The 14968-nt window shown below is 65.5% G+C and carries 15 protein-coding genes and 1 tRNA gene; 3 read left to right on the top strand and 13 right to left on the bottom strand.

Annotation, left to right across the window (positions count from 1 at the left end; genetic code table 11):
* Positions 1-32 precede the first annotated feature (32 nt).
* The 6 genes from AC3FJ6_RS06570 to AC3FJ6_RS06545 form a co-directional block, all read right to left on the bottom strand.
* A complete protein-coding gene (locus AC3FJ6_RS06570; protein WP_488771194.1) occupies positions 33-956 on the bottom strand; it encodes an aldose 1-epimerase in 924 nt (307 codons plus the stop codon).
* A gap of 57 nt (positions 957-1013) precedes the next feature.
* A complete protein-coding gene (locus tag AC3FJ6_RS06565; protein WP_488771193.1) occupies positions 1014-2297 on the bottom strand; it encodes a TRAP transporter large permease in 1284 nt (427 codons plus the stop codon).
* Positions 2288-2860, bottom strand: coding sequence for a TRAP transporter small permease (locus tag AC3FJ6_RS06560; protein ID WP_488771192.1), 573 nt, complete (start codon positions 2858-2860; stop codon positions 2288-2290). The genes AC3FJ6_RS06565 and AC3FJ6_RS06560 overlap by 10 nt, the downstream gene beginning before the upstream one ends.
* Positions 2861-2891: 31 nt before the next feature.
* On the bottom strand, positions 2892-3842 hold the full coding sequence (locus AC3FJ6_RS06555) for a TRAP transporter substrate-binding protein (RefSeq protein WP_488771366.1): 951 nt from the start codon (positions 3840-3842) through the stop codon (positions 2892-2894).
* Positions 3843-3969: 127 nt separating this feature from the next.
* Complete coding sequence (locus AC3FJ6_RS06550; RefSeq protein WP_488771191.1) at positions 3970-4863, bottom strand: SMP-30/gluconolactonase/LRE family protein; 894 nt, start codon at positions 4861-4863, stop codon at positions 3970-3972.
* 15 nt (positions 4864-4878) lie between these two features.
* The gene (locus AC3FJ6_RS06545) at positions 4879-5715 is read right to left on the bottom strand and encodes an NAD-dependent epimerase/dehydratase family protein (protein ID WP_488771190.1); all 837 of its coding nucleotides are present in this window, start codon (positions 5713-5715) and stop codon (positions 4879-4881) included.
* Positions 5716-6404: 689 nt separating this feature from the next.
* On the opposite strand from AC3FJ6_RS06545, the gene AC3FJ6_RS06540 reads away from it, so the two are divergent.
* Both AC3FJ6_RS06540 and AC3FJ6_RS06535 read left to right on the top strand, forming a co-directional pair.
* Entirely contained in the window at positions 6405-7466 is a 1062-nt protein-coding gene (locus tag AC3FJ6_RS06540) for a porin (RefSeq protein WP_488771188.1), read from the top strand.
* A gap of 308 nt (positions 7467-7774) precedes the next feature.
* Positions 7775-7850 (top strand) — tRNA-Thr (locus AC3FJ6_RS06535).
* Positions 7851-7929: 79 nt separating this feature from the next.
* Here AC3FJ6_RS06535 and AC3FJ6_RS06530 read toward each other — a convergent pair.
* The 4 genes from AC3FJ6_RS06530 to AC3FJ6_RS06515 form a co-directional block, all read right to left on the bottom strand.
* A complete protein-coding gene (locus AC3FJ6_RS06530; protein ID WP_488771187.1) occupies positions 7930-8313 on the bottom strand; it encodes a hypothetical protein in 384 nt (127 codons plus the stop codon).
* A gap of 2 nt (positions 8314-8315) precedes the next feature.
* Positions 8316-8702, bottom strand: a complete 387-nt coding sequence (locus AC3FJ6_RS06525) for a hypothetical protein (protein ID WP_488771186.1) — start codon at positions 8700-8702, stop codon at positions 8316-8318.
* Positions 8703-8831: 129 nt separating this feature from the next.
* The gene (locus tag AC3FJ6_RS06520; RefSeq protein WP_488771184.1) at positions 8832-9263 is read right to left on the bottom strand and encodes a response regulator; all 432 of its coding nucleotides are present in this window, start codon (positions 9261-9263) and stop codon (positions 8832-8834) included.
* Positions 9264-9569: 306 nt separating this feature from the next.
* Positions 9570-11183, bottom strand: a complete 1614-nt coding sequence (locus AC3FJ6_RS06515) for a flagellar assembly protein A (RefSeq protein ID WP_488771183.1) — start codon at positions 11181-11183, stop codon at positions 9570-9572.
* 227 nt (positions 11184-11410) lie between these two features.
* On the opposite strand from AC3FJ6_RS06515, the gene AC3FJ6_RS06510 reads away from it, so the two are divergent.
* Complete coding sequence (locus tag AC3FJ6_RS06510; RefSeq protein ID WP_488771182.1) at positions 11411-12268, top strand: class I SAM-dependent methyltransferase; 858 nt, start codon at positions 11411-11413, stop codon at positions 12266-12268.
* A 33-nt stretch (positions 12269-12301) separates the two neighbouring features.
* Here the strand turns inward: AC3FJ6_RS06510 and AC3FJ6_RS06505 are convergent, their stop codons facing one another.
* From AC3FJ6_RS06505 to AC3FJ6_RS06495, 3 genes are read right to left on the bottom strand one after another with little or no spacing between them, the layout of a single operon-like run.
* On the bottom strand, positions 12302-12874 hold the full coding sequence (locus AC3FJ6_RS06505) for a DUF1415 domain-containing protein (RefSeq protein ID WP_488771181.1): 573 nt from the start codon (positions 12872-12874) through the stop codon (positions 12302-12304).
* A 2-nt stretch (positions 12875-12876) separates the two neighbouring features.
* Positions 12877-14499: an NAD(P)/FAD-dependent oxidoreductase gene (locus tag AC3FJ6_RS06500; RefSeq protein WP_488771179.1), complete on the bottom strand. Its 1623-nt coding sequence runs from the start codon at positions 14497-14499 to the stop codon at positions 12877-12879.
* Positions 14483-14875 (bottom strand): hypothetical protein, encoded by a 393-nt coding sequence (locus AC3FJ6_RS06495; protein WP_488771178.1) that lies wholly within the window; start codon positions 14873-14875, stop codon positions 14483-14485. Before AC3FJ6_RS06495 ends, AC3FJ6_RS06500 begins: the two co-directional genes overlap by 17 nt.
* Between the last annotated feature and the right edge of the window lie 93 nt (positions 14876-14968).

The raw sequence follows: 14968 nt of genomic DNA, 5'->3' as shown, positions 1-14968 counted from the left end.
CGCACCCCTCTGCCCCTGGCTTCCGGCGGCGGTCAGAGAGCAACCTGCCACTGCATGCGCCATGCGACCGTGTCGCCCGGCGCCAGGCGACGTAGCCCCGTGCCCTCCCAGCCACGCGCTGACAGGTTGACCGCATCTGCCACGTGCGACACCGGCTCCACGCATACGAAATCGCAGCCGCCCGGTGCGTGCAGCACCAGGTGATCGAGCCCATCGCCGGCGCGCAGCGTCAGCGCGGCGCCATCGGGCCGCTTCAGCGTCGCCGCACGCCTCCAGCCACTGTAATAGACGCTCAGATCGGCATCGGGCAGGTGGCGCTCGCGCAGGAACCGTTCGCGATTCCCCACCACGGTACGCCCTGTGGCCACGCCACCGGCATCCGCCGGCCACCTATGCATGGCATCGAACTGCAGCCGCATGCCGGGCAAGCGCGCGAAGAACGGGTGAAAGCCGCCGCCCACCGGCATAGCCGTTTCGCCATCATTACGGATGGCCAGCTCGGCATCGAGGCCATCTTCGGTCAGCCGCAACGTCTGGCAGGCAGTGAGCGCCCAGGGCCAGTCACCGCCCGCTGGCGCATGTACCAGCGCCATGACGATGCGGTCGCGACCCTGTTCGACGACGGTCCAGGGGCGCGCATGACCGAACCCGTGCATCGCATGGGCCTGCCCCGGATGCGCGGGCAGATCGATATCGCGCCCGTCCCAGCGGAAACGGCCCTCACGAATGCGGTTCGAGAACGGCAGCAACGGATAGCTGCCGGCCTTGGGCCACTGGAACCCGTCAAAGCCTTGTTCCAGCGCCTGCCAGGGCATGGGCGCCAGCCAGTCGATGACATGGCCGTCGGCCCGCGCGGTACTGAATGTTGCCATGCGCCCGCCGGCGGCGGGCGCCACCGTCAGCGTATGCGCGCCCGCGTGCAGCGTATGAAGGGGGCCAGGTGCAAGCCAGGGCATGTCAGTCCTCAACGTCTCGACTCCCCACTCCTGCGCGCAGGAGTGGGGAAACACCGCCTACTTCAGCAGCACGTCGGGCAGCCATAGCGAGAACGCCGGCACATAGGTCACCAGCAGCAGCGCAGCCACCAGCGCACCGTAAAACGGCCAGATCGTGCGCATGACCTGCCCCACCGACACCCCGCCGATCGCACAACCCACGAACTGCGTGGTGCCCACGGGCGGCGTGTTGAGCCCCAGCGCGCAGTTGATCAGCATCAGCATGCCGAACTGCACCGGGCTCATGCCGTAGTGCATGCAGATCGGCAGGAAGATCGGCGTACAGATCAGGATGGTGGCCGCCATGTCCAGGAACGTGCCCAGGACGAACAGCATCAGGTTCACCATCAGGAAGATCACCCATGGGCTGGTGGACACCGAACTCAGGAACTGGCCGGTCAGTTCCGCCACGCCGTAGAGGCTGATCATGTACCCGAACGTGGCCGAAATGCCAATCAGCAGCAGCACCACGCCGGTGGTCTTCACCGCCTTGGCCGCGGCCTTGACGAACTGTTCCTTCGTCAGCGAGCGGTACAGGAACACGGTCAGCGTCAGCGCATACAGCACGGCAACCGCGGCCGATTCCGTGGCCGTGAACACGCCCGACAGGATGCCGGCCAGGATCAGCACCACCACGAACAGGCCCGGCAGCGCGGCGGCCAGCGAATGCCCCACGATCTCCCAGCCCGGGAACTTGCCGGACGGATAGCCGCGGCTGCGCGCCACGAAGTACGCGGCGGCCAGGTTGCAGATCGTCAGGATCAGCGCCGGCAGCACGCCCGCCAGGATCAGCGCGGCAATCGACACCTTGCCGCCCGCGGCCAGCGTGTAGATGATCATGTTGTGGCTGGTCGGCATCAGCGCGCCCACCAGCGCCGCGTGGGTGGTCACGTTGACGGCGTAGTCGGCGTGATAGCCCTCGCGCTTCATCATCGGGATCATCACCGCGCCCATGGCCGACACGTCGGCCACCGGCGACCCGGACACCCCGCCGAACAGCGTGCAGGCCACCACGTTGGACATGCCCAGGCCGCCGCGCACATGGCCGGCCATCGACTTGGCGAAGTTGACGATGCGGTCGGCAATGCCGCCGTACAGCATCAGCTCGCCGGCGAAGATGAAGAACGGGATGGCCAGGAACGAGAACGCGTTCATGCCCGAGGTCATCTGCTGGAACACCACCGCCAGCGGCAGGCCTTCGTAGAGGATGGTGGCCACGGCCGACAGGCCGATGGCGAATGCCACCGGCACCCCCAGGATCAGGAAGCCGAAGAAGCAGACGGTAAGAATGATCAGTGCCATGCCGGCTCCACTTCCGTGCCTTTCAGCACTGCAATGATGTGTTCGATCGAAAACAGCACGATCAGCGTGCCGGCAATGACCGGCGGCAGATAGCGCCAGCCTTCGGAAATGCCCAGCGTCGGCAGCTTGTAGTCCGCCACCGAATGCGCCAGGAACGCGCAGTTGTAGGCCATGACGGCACCGAACACGCCCACCAGCACATGGATCAGGATCTCCAGCCTGGTGCGCAGCCGATCGGGCAGCAGGACCAGCAGCGATTCCAGGCCGATGTGGCCGGCATCGCGCACGCCCACGGCGGTGCCCAGCATCGTCACATACAGCACCAGCAGCATGGCGATGGATTCGGCCCAGGTGGGCGTGTCGTTGAGCACGTAGCGGCCGAAGACCTGGTACAGGACGGCGACCACGAGCAGCAGCAGGCCGAACACGCCCAGGCCCAGGCAGGCACGGGCCAGGGCGGCGCAGAACCGGGTGTAAACAGGGGCGCGCACGGCGCCCGCGTCAGCGGCGGGCTCGCGCACGCCATCCGCCGGCGTGGCCGGCGTGGGAGATGGCGAAAGCATGATGGACTCCCTGCAACCTGAGGTCGGCGGTCTACTTCGTTTCCTGCGTGCGGCGCACCAGGTCCTTCATCTGCGCGCTGGTGATGAAGCGGTCGTACACGGGCTTCATCGCGGCCTGGAACGAGGCCTTGTCCACCTGGATGATCTGCACGCCCGAAGCCTCGACGAGCTTGCGCGACTTCTGCTCGCGCTCGTCCCACAGCTTGCGCATGTAAGGCACCGAATCCTTGGCGGCCTGGCGCACCATGGCCTGGTCTTCCTTCGACAGGCGATCCCAGGCGACCTTCGAGAACATCAGCATTTCAGGCGCCATCGAGTGCTCGGTCAGCGAGTAATACTTGGCCACTTCGAACTGGCGCGAGCTTTCGTAGCTGGGCCAGTTGTTCTCGGCGCCATCGACCAGACCGGTCTTCAGCGCGGTGTAGACCTCGCCCCACGGCATCGGCGTGGCATTGGCATGCATGGCTTCGAGCAGCGACACCCAGAGGTCCGACTGCTGCACGCGGATCTTCATGCCCTTGGCGTCGGCCAGGGTCTTGATGGGGCGCTTGGTGGTGTACATCGAGCGCGAGCCGCTGTCGTACCAGGCCAGCCCGATAAAGCCGTTCTTTTCGCACGACTTCAGGATGTCTTCGCCGACCGGGCCGTCCAGCACGTGGCGCATGTGGTCGGTGGACCGGAACAGGAACGGCATCGTCGGCACGATGGTGGCTTCGCAGATGTTGTTCATCGCGGCCGAGTTCACGCGCACCATCGCCAGCGCGCCAATCTTGGTCTGTTCGATGGCGTCCTTCTCGCTGCCCAGCGCGCCCTGCGCGAAGACCTTGATCGACATCTTGCCGTTCGATCGCTGCTTGAGCAGGTCGCCCATGTAGCGCACGGCCTGCACGGTCGGGTAGTCGTCGGGGTGAATGTCGGCGGAGCGGAAATCCGCGGCGTGCGCCCCGACCGGCAACGCCACGGCTGTCGCAAGTGCGGCCATCAGGGTACCCAGGCGGGTACGTGCGAAGTGTTTTTGAAACATGTGTCTTGCCTCCAGCGTTATCAGTTATTTGTCGTTCAAGTCAACACATTGCCCGGCCCGCCCGGCTCGACGCGCCGTCTTCGGATCAGGAGCCGTCACGCAGCACGGGCTCGGGCGTGCCGAGCACGCCAGGGCGCAGCGCCACCACCGCGCCGGACAGCGGATCGGTGTCATCGGTGCGGATCGACGTCACATAGAGCGTATCGAGGCCGCTGCCGCCGAACGCACACATGGCGGGCTTGGCGAACGGCACCGCCAGGCTGCGGTCCAGCCGGCCATCGGGCGTGAAGCGATGCACCTGCCCGGCATCGTTGCCGCAGATCCAGTAGCAGCCATCGGCATCGACAGCCGCGCCATCGGGCCGTCCGGGGTAGCGGTTCATGTCGATGAACACCCGGCCGTTGGACGGCGCGCCGGTGTCGATGTCGTAGTCATAGGCCCACACGGCCTGCCGGGCCGGATGCGAATCCGACACGTACATCGTGCGGCCATCAGGGCTGAAGGCCAGGCCGTTCGGCGTGATCATCTCGTCGCGGATCACGTCCAGCGCGCCGGTGCGGGCGTCGAAGCGATACAGCTTGCCGTCGGTGGCGGCCAGCGACATGTCCATCACCATCGTGCCGGCCCAGAAGCGGCCCTGCCGGTCGCAACGGCCATCGTTGAACCGCATGCCCTCACGCGCATGCGCCACGGCTGCCACGCGCCGGGCCTCGGGTGCAGGCTGCCCCGCCACCAGCCGGCCCATCCGGAAAATGCCGGTCTCCATCGCCAGCAGCCAGCCGCCGTCGGCGGTCATGGCCATGCAGCCGGCCATCTCGGGCACGGCCCACTGGTCGATGCGGCCGCTGGCCGGATCGAAGCGCCACAGCGAGCGATTCGGGATATCGGTCCAGTACAGGGCGGCTTCCGATGCATGCCAGACGGGGCTTTCGCCCACGCCGCAGCGCATGTCGCCAATCCGCTCAAAGGTGTCGGTCATCGCGTGCGGGCCCCCTCAGTCGCCGAACGGGCCGGCCTTGACGAAGGCCCCGCCCTGGTACCAACCGGCCGGATCGTCGGCCGGCAGCGGCGGCACCGATTCCACCTTGGCGCGGAACTGCTCGGAAGACTCCACGGGCTTGAATCCCAGACGCGCGGCCTTGCTGTTGTCCCACCAGCTGTCGCGATTGGCCGAAGCGCCATAGACGATCAGGAAGCCAACCTTCGGCACGAAGATGGCGCGCTTGATCAGCTGTTCCAGGTCGTCGTAGCCCAGCCACGTCACCATCATGCGGCGATCCTTGGCCTCGGGGAACGACGAACCGATGCGCAACGCCACGGTGTCGATGCCGTAGCGGTCGCTGTAGAAGCTGCCCAGCTGCTCGCCGAACGCCTTGCTGACACCGTAGTAGCCATCGGGCCTGGGCGGCGTATCGGCATCGAGCACTTCGCCCTGCCTGTAGTAGCCGATGACGTGATTCGAACTGGCAAACACGATGCGGCGCACGCCGTGGCGGCGTGCCGCTTCGTAGAGGTTGTACGTGCCCTGGATGTTGGCGGGCAGGATTTCCTCGAACGGCCGCTCCACCGACACCCCGCCAAGGTGGACGATCGCATCGACGCCTTCCACCAGCGCATGCACAGCCTTGGAGTCCGAGAGGTCGCACGTCACCACCTCTTCCTGCTCGCGGGCGTCGCCCAGGCTGGCGATATCGGACACGCGCACCACATCGGCATAACGCTTGAGCCGATCACGTAGAACTTTTCCGAGATTTCCAGCGGCGCCGGTCAGCAGAAGGCGATGGCAACGGGTGGTGACGCCGTCGAGCGGGTCTTTGGAGGTCTGAGACATGGTGTCGGGCGGCACAGGTGCGCGGGATCCAACTCAACGCGCGCCAATGACTGATTAGGGTGTTATTGATCTGTCGTCATACAACGCAACTGGAATCTAATCGTCTGCCCGATTGGGGTCAAGGTAATATCGTCTCGGTAAAATCCCTAGAAGTTTTAAGCTCCATACATGCAGACGTTAATTGCTGCTGTGCGGGTTCTTTTCACGCAAACGTGTGAAAACCAGTTTTCCAGCGCATCAATATCGCCCCGCCGGATTTGCCTCGTGCGGCTATAGCAAACGCTTTCCCGTTGAACGTGAATAACTTGCGTGAAACGGACAGCGATTTGCTGCAATGCAAATTAAGCCAATACATAAATCTGGACTGCACCCCCATTGCAACCGATTGAACGGGTATTTGATATGGCGCGCCAGTGTTGCTGATCCACCCAATGTCTGGTCGTATGTCTTGCTTCGTTATTTTTCTGTAAGGTACGATGTCATAGGACATCAGATCACCGATTGCCTTTCCCAATCGATCTGGACTGCCTGTCCCGGCGCCCGGCGCGTGACTTCCCTGCGCGCCTCCCATGCCAGCCGGTGAGGGCAATGCACGAGCCGATCCACTTCGGCCAGAAGTCGAACAAGCATTTGGCACCGGCTCTTCCGCAGCAAAAACGAAATCAATAGCCAGGATGGAGACACACATCATGAAGCGAGCCCTTGCGCCCTTCGTCACGACAGCAGCCCTAGCCGCCATCGGTGCCGCATCACCGGCCCAGGCCCAGTCGAACGTCACGCTTTACGGCATCGTCGACACCACGATCCGCTACACCTCGAACGAAAGTGCTGCCGGCAACGGCAAGGTGCAGATGACCGATGGCGTGCTGACCGGCAGCCGCTGGGGCCTCTACGGCGTGGAAGACCTGGGGCGCGGCTACCAGGCGCTGTTCGTGCTGGAATCGGGCTTCTCGCCCGATGCCGGGCAGAGCCTGCAAGGCAACCGCCTGTTCGGCCGCAAGGCTTATGTCGGCATGCAGGGCGACTTCGGCACCATCACGCTGGGTCGGCAATTCACGGTGATCCACGAGGTCATCGCCAGCTACGACGCCATGGCGCTGGCCAACCTTGCCATCGTTGGCTTCCAGGGCGGCAACTACACCGGCGGCGTCCGTCAGGACAACATGGTCAAGTACGCCGGAAAATTTGGCGGCTTTACGATTGCAGCCCAGCACGCCTTCGGCGAGCAACCGGGCAGCGTGGCGCGGTCGTCGTCGACAGGCGGCAGCCTGACGTACGCGACGGGTCCGTTCATGGTGGCCGGCGGCTACCAGATCATGAAGGACACCACGAGCTACTACGGCGTGACCGTGCCGAACAGCGACCAGAAGGTCTGGACGCTCGGCGGCACCTACACCGCAGGTCCGGCCACGATCTATCTTGGCTACACGAACAGCAACGTCGACAACGCCGGCTACAAGAACCAGGCCGGCTACCTGGGCGCCAAGTACCAGTTCAATCCGGCATGGTCGCTGATCGCCCTCGGCACCTACGACCACCTCAAGCATGCCGGCGATTCGGGCAACCGCTTCACCGGCGCGATGATGCTCGACTGCGCGTTCAGCAAGCGCACCGACGTCTACCTGGAAGCCGACTACACGTCGCTGACCGACGCGTGGCGCACGCTGGGCGCGCAGCCGACGTTCCAGACGCCGTTCTACGGCCACGGCAGCCGCGTGGGCGTGATGGCCGGCCTGCGCCACAAGTTCTGATCGCCCGGTCGCCGCCGGTCGCCGCCGGGTGCCGGGTCAATCGGGAACAGGGGGCAGCTTCGCCCCTTTTTTGCGCCAAGCCATCGGCCGCGCCTGTGCGATCCTTGCGCCTGTTGTCGCCGCGCACTGCCGGCTGCGACAGCGGCGTACCGGGCAGCCCCCGCTGGCAGGATTCGATAAAAAACCTGCACAAGGGGCTTCACAAACCCGGGAGTCGCTGATATTATCGCTGGCTCTATCCGATTCGACGCAAACGCAGCAACAGCGCGAATCGCAGCGATAGGAACAGGTTTTACAAGTCAGGATTCGCCGGTGTAGCTCAGTTGGTAGAGCAGCGCATTCGTAATGCGAAGGTCGTAGGTTCGACTCCTATCTCCGGCACCATCACTTGAAGTAGGAAGGGCAACCCATTCGGGTTGCCCTTTTTGCTTTGGCTTTCGCTTTGGGGCTTGCCGCGCCGCCGTCACCCGCCGCACTGCCTGACGATCATCGACGCGTTGGCCACAGCCCCCATCATCTGCTCACGATCCACATTGGATTCGATCCGGTAGTCCGCCTGCAGGCGCAGCAGCCTGCCGCGATTAAGCATCCGCGCCAAGGCGATCGATCGCCAATAGCCCGGGTGCTCACGGCGCACACCCGGATGGTATAGCTGATTGACCAGCGTCTCGTGCTTGCCAGTCTTGCGGAAGCCGCCGCTACCCGGCGCAGGCAACGCGCAATGCCATGCATAGGCAGCGTGATAGGCCGCGAAGTAGCAGCGGCTGATGGCCGACCGGAAATTGGCTTCGCCATGCGCGGCTTCGGCGATGACACCCGCGCACCGGAGCATGTCGCCCGCCACCACACTTATGGCTGAAATACGACGTCGAGTTGCGCGGAAGGCGTAAGGCCGCGCGCCAGTTGCAGCGCGGTCAGTGTCTCGTTCAGCGTGTAGGTATCAATGCCCTCCCCCACTTGCACCACGTAGAGCACCGCATCGTCTTCCGCGTCCAGGCCGGCGCATTCGCGCGATACCTGACAATCCGACAGCGCGCGCCCGTGTCGGCGCAGCAGTGCATCCGCGGCATCGAGATGCAATGCCTCCAGCGCCGCCGCGTCGCGCGGATTGCCGCGCCGGGGTTCGCGCGGCGCGTCACCATGCAGGTAAGACAATGCGGACGACCGCGTCACGGTGCCGGCCGCATCCACATCCGCTCTTGCAGCCACCGCTGCGTCCCTCACCATTCCCGTCATCGCGTCCTCCTTGTCGCTGGCTATCCGGATTGGATGACCGAAATTCTAGGCACGAAACGCCACGAAAAACCGGGGCGTCAGTGAAATCGGATTCGTCTCAATAACATTTCGAGCGACGCTGCCGGCCTGTTACGACGCCACGCGCGGATGGTAGGCCGGTTGCCATGCGTCACGAAGGCTGCCGCGCATCGGCAGGAATCCATCGCAGCCCAGCATCTGCAACACTACTGCTTCCATGCGCTCGATCGACGCCGACTTGGGCAGGTGCTCCACAACGCCGCACGTTTCCAGCGATGCGGGCACGCGCAGCCACATGTTGTCGGACAGGAGCAGGATGCGCGCGTGGGGCAGCGCCTGATGCAGCTGGCGCAGCAGGTACCAGTTGTCGCTGCTGTCGCCGGACATGCCATAGACCACGATGGACGTCTCCAGGCCTGACTCCAGCGCCAGGATGCCGGCCGGGTCCAGGGCCCGCACGGCGCCGACGCCCGGTATCCGTTCCAGCAATCCCTGCATGCCCAGACGTACCAGCGGCTGGTCTTCGATCACGAGTGCGGTCATGTTGCGTTTCCCCCGGTGTCTAGTTTTGATATGGGAGACCGAGCAAACGGCGTGCCAGACAATATCTGTCCGTCACGGCGCCGCACGTGCAACTGCAAAATTGGCTGAAATGCTACGCGCGGCAAGGATTCGGCGGCAGTGCGCGCCATCGCACGGCATTCAAGGCGCCCTGTGTGATGGCGCCACGATGTTACGGGCAACGTAACGTGTCACGCCTCACCGTAACGACACCCGTCATATCCGGCCCCCGGACCGCAATGCCGAACCGGCGGCCAGCCCTCGGCAACCGGCCCGCTTTCCGCAGGATCAGGTCACCGTGATCCGGTCTTCGATGACCCGCACCTGGCCGCCGGTCTTGTCTTCCATGACCTTCAGCACCTTGTGTCCCACCTGCAGGGTCACGCCGCCATGGATGCGGCGGCCCACGGCGATCACGGCGTCGTCCGACGGCTTGATCTGCTCGGCCAGCCTGGCGATGTCGGCATCGAGTTCGAACAGGTCGCGGTTGATCTTGTACATCGTGGCGCGTGCCTTCTCGCGGACGTCGCCCTGCGCGCGCTCGGGATTCTTGGCAAAGAAGGCCACCAGCTGCTGCAGCTTGGCCTGGTCGTCCAGCACCTTGCGGCGGCGCGCTTCCAGTTCGCCCTTCTGCTGGTCCGCAAACGGGTTCAGGCCAACCTGCACGGCGGTGGCAGATCCTGCCGGGGCGCCCAGCGTGGCCACGCTGACGGACTGCAGCGCGCGCGTGCGGCCGCCGCTGATGCTGCCCTGGGACGTGGGCGTGCCCACCACCACGCGCTGGCCCGCCGACACATCGCTCTGGCGGATGCCGCTTTCGACCACGACCTCGGTCGCGGCCTCGACGATCGCATTCTGGATATAGCGCGCGTGCACCGCACCCCTGGTACGCACGCTGGCCACCTCGTTGGGGTCGCCGCCATGAGCAGAGTCGGCCTTGCCGATGATGCCGCCCTTGACGATCACGTCGCCCCCGGCTTCCACATGGGCCGCCTCGATCGTGCCCTGCACCACCACGTCGCCCGTGACACGCACCGACATGCCGGTGCGGATATCGCCCGACACACGCAGCGAGCCATCGAAATTGACGTTGCCCGAATGCAGGTCCACCGCATCCACATCCACCACCGGGCTGACGATCACGCCATTGGGCAGCACGCGCGGCGATCCGGCGATGACCGCCAGCAGCAGGTTCGGGTCGTTGGGGTCGGCGGCCACACCGGTCAGGTCCGCCGCATAGGGCGTGTCCACCACGGGCTCGGCCGCAATGGGCTTGCCCAGCACGTCCATGCCGTCCTTGCCGGACCTGGCCGGGGTGCGACGCATCAGCGCCGTGCCGGGATTCACCAGCAGCAGGTTGCCAAGGTCGCGCAGATCGACGCGCTCGTCCTCGTTGTCGGCCTGTGCCGGTCGTTTCTGCTGCACCAGGCTGTCGAAGCGCGCCATTTCGCCCTGCACGGGCGCCACGCCGCGTGCGATCTCGCGGCCTTCGCAACTGCCGGCCTCCAGCGCCACGCCAATGGCTGCGGAATCCAGCAGCGCCACCACGCCCATCGATGCCGCAGCGGCGGCGATATCACTTTCCTCGATGCTGCGGCCGCCTTCGGGCGGCATCAGCGTCAGCAGGAGCTGCAGCTTGTCGGCGGAGATCTCCAGTTCGAACGCGCCATCGAGCACCGTGCCGATCACCGCGTCGATTTCGCGGTCGGTCAGCTGGCACTGGGTCAGAAAGCCGGTCACGGCCGCCTGGTCCAGGCGCGCCCCCTGCCAGCCGTGCTCGGCCAGCGATGCTTCCAGCGCCGCCCGGTCGGGCGGCAGCCGGCCCGGTTCCGGCGTAAAGCAGGCCCTCACCTGATCGCCCGGCTGGTTGAGTTCCAGGCGTAATCCCACGTCCGCGTTCATGGCTCCCCGCTTTCTCGTTCTGCATGGCGCCATGCCGGCTGGGTTTCGTGCCCCGGGTCCTTCCGCTTGGACGGCCGTACCTGCGCCAACTCTGCTTGTCGTGATCGAAGGTTTAACGGCAGGCGCGCGAGTGAGCTTTAGCCCACAAAAGTGGGGTGCGGGTGTTTCGACGGTGTTTTCGGTAAACTGTCGGCCTTTCCGCAGCCTCCACAGCCCCAGTTCCCCCGATGTCCAGCACCCACGAAGTCCGTCCCGGCCAGTCCATCGAGCTGCTCAAGGAACTCCATATCCTGACGCGCGACGGCAAGATGAACCAGGACAGCCGCCGCAAGCTCAAGCAGGTCTACCACCTGTTCCAGTTCATCGAGCCCCTGCTGCGCGAGGTAAAGGACGCCAAAGGCGCCGTGTCGCTGGTGGACCACGGCGCCGGCAAGTCTTACCTGGGCTTCATCCTTTACGACCTGTTCTTCAAGGATCTGAAAGACAGCTCGCATATCTACGGCATCGAGACGCGCGAGGAGCTGGTCACCAGTTCGACCGAGCTGGCCAGACGCCTTGGCTTCCCGGGCATGTCGTTCCTGAACCTGTCCGTGGCCGATTCGATCACATCGCCGGCGCTACCGGAGACGGTCGACGTCGTCACGGCGCTGCACGCATGCAATACCGCCACCGACGATGCCATCCGCTTCGCGCTGGCCAAGCGCGCGCAGCATATCGTGCTGGTGCCGTGTTGCCAGGCTGAAGTGGCAGCGGTGCTGCGCAAGCACAAGGGCCGGCTGCTTGCGGGCAATCCGATGACGGAAATCTGGCGCCACCCGCTGCACACGCGCGAATTCGGCAGCCAGCTGACCAACGTGCTGCGCTGTCTGCAGCTGGAAGCGCACGGCTACCAGGTCAGCGTGACGGAGCTGGTGGGCTGGGAACACTCGATGAAGAACGAACTGATCATTGCCCAGTACAAGGACCTGCCGCGCCGCCGGCCGGCCGAGCGGCTGCAGCAGGTGCTGGAGTCCGTCGGGCTGGAGGAACTGAGCGACCGATTCTTCACCCCCGACACGTCCGCCACGCCCGCCACGTCGGAGTAAGCGGGCGCGCGCAACGCCGCGACGATTGCCCGCTCAGAGATCGCTCTGGCCCGCCATCCACTTGAGCCACCCCGCGTGGCCAAGCTGGCGCAGGGTTTCCATGTTGCGCTCGTAGATGTCCTCGGCCTCCGGGAAAGCCTCCGCCGCGCGGGCGATGCTGTCCTCGCGCAGCAGATGCAGAATGGGATACGGCGCCCGGTTCGTGTAGTTCTCGATATCGTCCGGCGCGGTGCCCTCGAACTGGTATTGCGGGTGAAAGCTCGCGATCTGCAGCGTGCCTTCCAGCCGGAGGCTGCCGAGCAGCCGGTCCGCGAAATACAGGAAGTCGTTGTAGGCCAGGAAATCGGCCAGCGCGTGCGGCACGATCAGCAGCGTGGTATCCACCTGCTCCGGATCGGCCTCGGCCAGCGCCCGCAGTTCGCGCTCCAGGTCGTCCAGCACGTCCTCGTCGCGCGTGGCCTGGCTGACCACATACCGCACCTGCCCCTTCACATGCACGCTCTTGGCGAACGGGCACAGGTTCAGGCCGATCACGGCACGCGTGAGCCAGTGGCGCACGTCGGCGACGACGCGCTCGTCTTCGGGGCCGACGGCCTGCCCGGGCATCGTCACTGTCCGTTCTCGATGTGCAGCGCCACGGCCTCGGCCACTTCGATGCCGTCGATGGCCGCCGAATAGATGCCGCCCGCATAGCCGGCGCCCTCGCCGGCCGGATACAGGCCGCGCACGTTGATGCTCTGGTAGTCGTCGCGATTGCGCCGGATGCGCAGCGGCGACGACGTACGCGTCTCCACGCCCGTCAGCACCGCATCGTGCATGGCAAACCCGGCAATTTTCTTGTCCAGCTCGGGCAGCGCCTCGCGGATCGCGTCGATGACGTAGTCCGGCAGCGACGTGCTCAGGTCCGTGGGCGTCACGCCCGGCTTGTACGACGGCTCGACCGATCCCAGCGCCGTGGACGCACGCCCGGCAATGAAGTCGCCCACCAGCTGGCCCGGCGCGCGGTAGTCGCCACCGCCCAGCGCGAACGCGCGCTCTTCCCACTTTCGCTGAAATGCGATGCCAGCCAGCGGGCCGCCCGGGAAATCCTGCTCGGGCGTGATCCCCACCACGATGCCGGCGTTGGCGTTGCGCTCGGCGCGGTAATACTGGCTCATGCCGTTGGTCACCAGGCGCCCCGGCTCGGACGCCGCGGCCACCACGGTGCCGCCCGGGCACATGCAGAAGCTGTACACGGCACGGCCGTTGCTGGCGTGATGCACCACCTTGTAGTCGGCCGCGCCCAGCAGCTTGTTGCCCGCGAACTTGCCGAAGCGGCTGCGGTTGATCAGGCCCTGCGGGTGTTCGATGCGGAATCCCAGCGAGAACGGCTTGGCTTCCATGAACACGCCCCGGTCATGCAGCATGTGGAACGTGTCGCGTGCGCTGTGGCCCACGGCCAGGATCACGTGGTCGCACGGCAGGTAGTCGCCGTTGGACAGCTTGAGCCCGCGCACCTGGCCGTTGTCGATGTCGATATCGTCCACGCGCGTCTCGAAGCGGATTTCCGCGCCCAGTTCCAGCATCTCGGCGCGCATCTTCTCGACCATGCTCACCAGCCGGAACGTGCCGATGTGGGGCCGCGCCTTGTAGAGGATGTCCTCGGGCGCACCGGCACGCACGAATTCCTGCAGCACCTTCCGGCCGTAGTGCTTCGGGTCCTTGATCTGGCTGTACAGCTTGCCGTCGGAAAACGTGCCGGCGCCGCCCTCGCCGAACTGCACGTTCGACTCCGGATTCAGCACGCTCTTGCGCCACAGGCCGAAGGTGTCCTTGGTGCGTTCGCGCACTTCCTTGCCGCGTTCCAGGATGATCGGGCGATAGCCCATCTGCGCCAGCAGCAGTCCGGCCAGCAGCCCGCACGGCCCCAGGCCGATCACCACCGGACGCGACTTCGGGCCGCCTTCGGGCGCCCTGGCCACGAAGTGATACGCCATGTCCGGCGTGACGCTCCAGTTCGGTTTGCGCTGCATGCGCTTGACGGCGGCGGCCTCGTCCTTGACCTCGATGTCGATGATGTAGGTCAGCTTGATATCGTCGCGCTTGCGGGCATCGTGCGCACGGCGGAACACCGTGAATCCGACAAGGCCGTCGCCCTTGACACCGATCTGGGCCAGATGGCTGCGCACGGCAGCCTCGAGGTCGCTCTCGACGTGGTCGAGCGGCAGTTTGACTTCACTGAGACGTAGCATGGGGTACCGATTCTTCTGCGGCCTGGATGTCTGGTGGCCGGGCGTTACCCAGCAGGAGGCCAGAACGGCCGAGCCGCGATTTTAGCAGCGACCATAGGCCCGGGCGCGGCGCCGGCGTCATGATCCGCAACTGCACCGGCCCCTGCGCCACCAGTTGGTGCCAACCTGCCGCATCCGTCACACAGACACCGCCGGGGCACAGATGCCGGGGCACCCGGCACACCTGTTCGGCCAGCCAGCGCGGCGCGCCCGCCATGGCCACCCGGCCTTGCTGGACATGCACCACCGCGCCGGCCTTCAGGTGCAGGCTCAGGCACTGGCCGGCAGCCAGGAAGAGGGTCTGGACGTCTCCGGAAATCGTCTCGGGGGATGACATGGCGGCACTCCTTGGCAAATGAAGAACGTGCCACCAGCGTATCGGCGCGCCTGCCGGGCCAACAGGCACAAGCGTCCGCCCCCTCGACCAGAA

The sequence above is a fragment of the Cupriavidus sp. 94F1 genome (assembly GCF_057798875.1).
Note: the sequence above shows the minus strand (reverse complement) of the source record. Positions and strands in the feature narration are given on the sequence as shown.

What these genes read in the sequence shown, in the direction of transcription:
- AC3FJ6_RS06570 (WP_488771194.1), bottom strand. Translation starts at nt 956, where the DNA reads ATGCCCTGGCTTGCACCTGGCCCCCTTCATACGCTGCACGCGGGCGCG.
- AC3FJ6_RS06565 (WP_488771193.1), bottom strand. Translation starts at nt 2,297, where the DNA reads ATGGCACTGATCATTCTTACCGTCTGCTTCTTCGGCTTCCTGATCCTG.
- AC3FJ6_RS06560 (WP_488771192.1), bottom strand. Translation starts at nt 2,860, where the DNA reads ATGCTTTCGCCATCTCCCACGCCGGCCACGCCGGCGGATGGCGTGCGC.
- AC3FJ6_RS06555 (WP_488771366.1), bottom strand. Translation starts at nt 3,842, where the DNA reads ATGGCCGCACTTGCGACAGCCGTGGCGTTGCCGGTCGGGGCGCACGCC.
- AC3FJ6_RS06550 (WP_488771191.1), bottom strand. Translation starts at nt 4,863, where the DNA reads ATGACCGACACCTTTGAGCGGATTGGCGACATGCGCTGCGGCGTGGGC.
- AC3FJ6_RS06545 (WP_488771190.1), bottom strand. Translation starts at nt 5,715, where the DNA reads ATGTCTCAGACCTCCAAAGACCCGCTCGACGGCGTCACCACCCGTTGC.
- AC3FJ6_RS06540 (WP_488771188.1), top strand. Translation starts at nt 6,405, where the DNA reads ATGAAGCGAGCCCTTGCGCCCTTCGTCACGACAGCAGCCCTAGCCGCC.
- AC3FJ6_RS06525 (WP_488771186.1), bottom strand. Translation starts at nt 8,702, where the DNA reads ATGACGGGAATGGTGAGGGACGCAGCGGTGGCTGCAAGAGCGGATGTG.
- AC3FJ6_RS06520 (WP_488771184.1), bottom strand. Translation starts at nt 9,263, where the DNA reads ATGACCGCACTCGTGATCGAAGACCAGCCGCTGGTACGTCTGGGCATG.
- AC3FJ6_RS06515 (WP_488771183.1), bottom strand. Translation starts at nt 11,183, where the DNA reads ATGAACGCGGACGTGGGATTACGCCTGGAACTCAACCAGCCGGGCGAT.
- AC3FJ6_RS06510 (WP_488771182.1), top strand. Translation starts at nt 11,411, where the DNA reads ATGTCCAGCACCCACGAAGTCCGTCCCGGCCAGTCCATCGAGCTGCTC.
- AC3FJ6_RS06505 (WP_488771181.1), bottom strand. Translation starts at nt 12,874, where the DNA reads ATGCCCGGGCAGGCCGTCGGCCCCGAAGACGAGCGCGTCGTCGCCGAC.
- AC3FJ6_RS06500 (WP_488771179.1), bottom strand. Translation starts at nt 14,499, where the DNA reads ATGCTACGTCTCAGTGAAGTCAAACTGCCGCTCGACCACGTCGAGAGC.
- AC3FJ6_RS06495 (WP_488771178.1), bottom strand. Translation starts at nt 14,875, where the DNA reads ATGTCATCCCCCGAGACGATTTCCGGAGACGTCCAGACCCTCTTCCTG.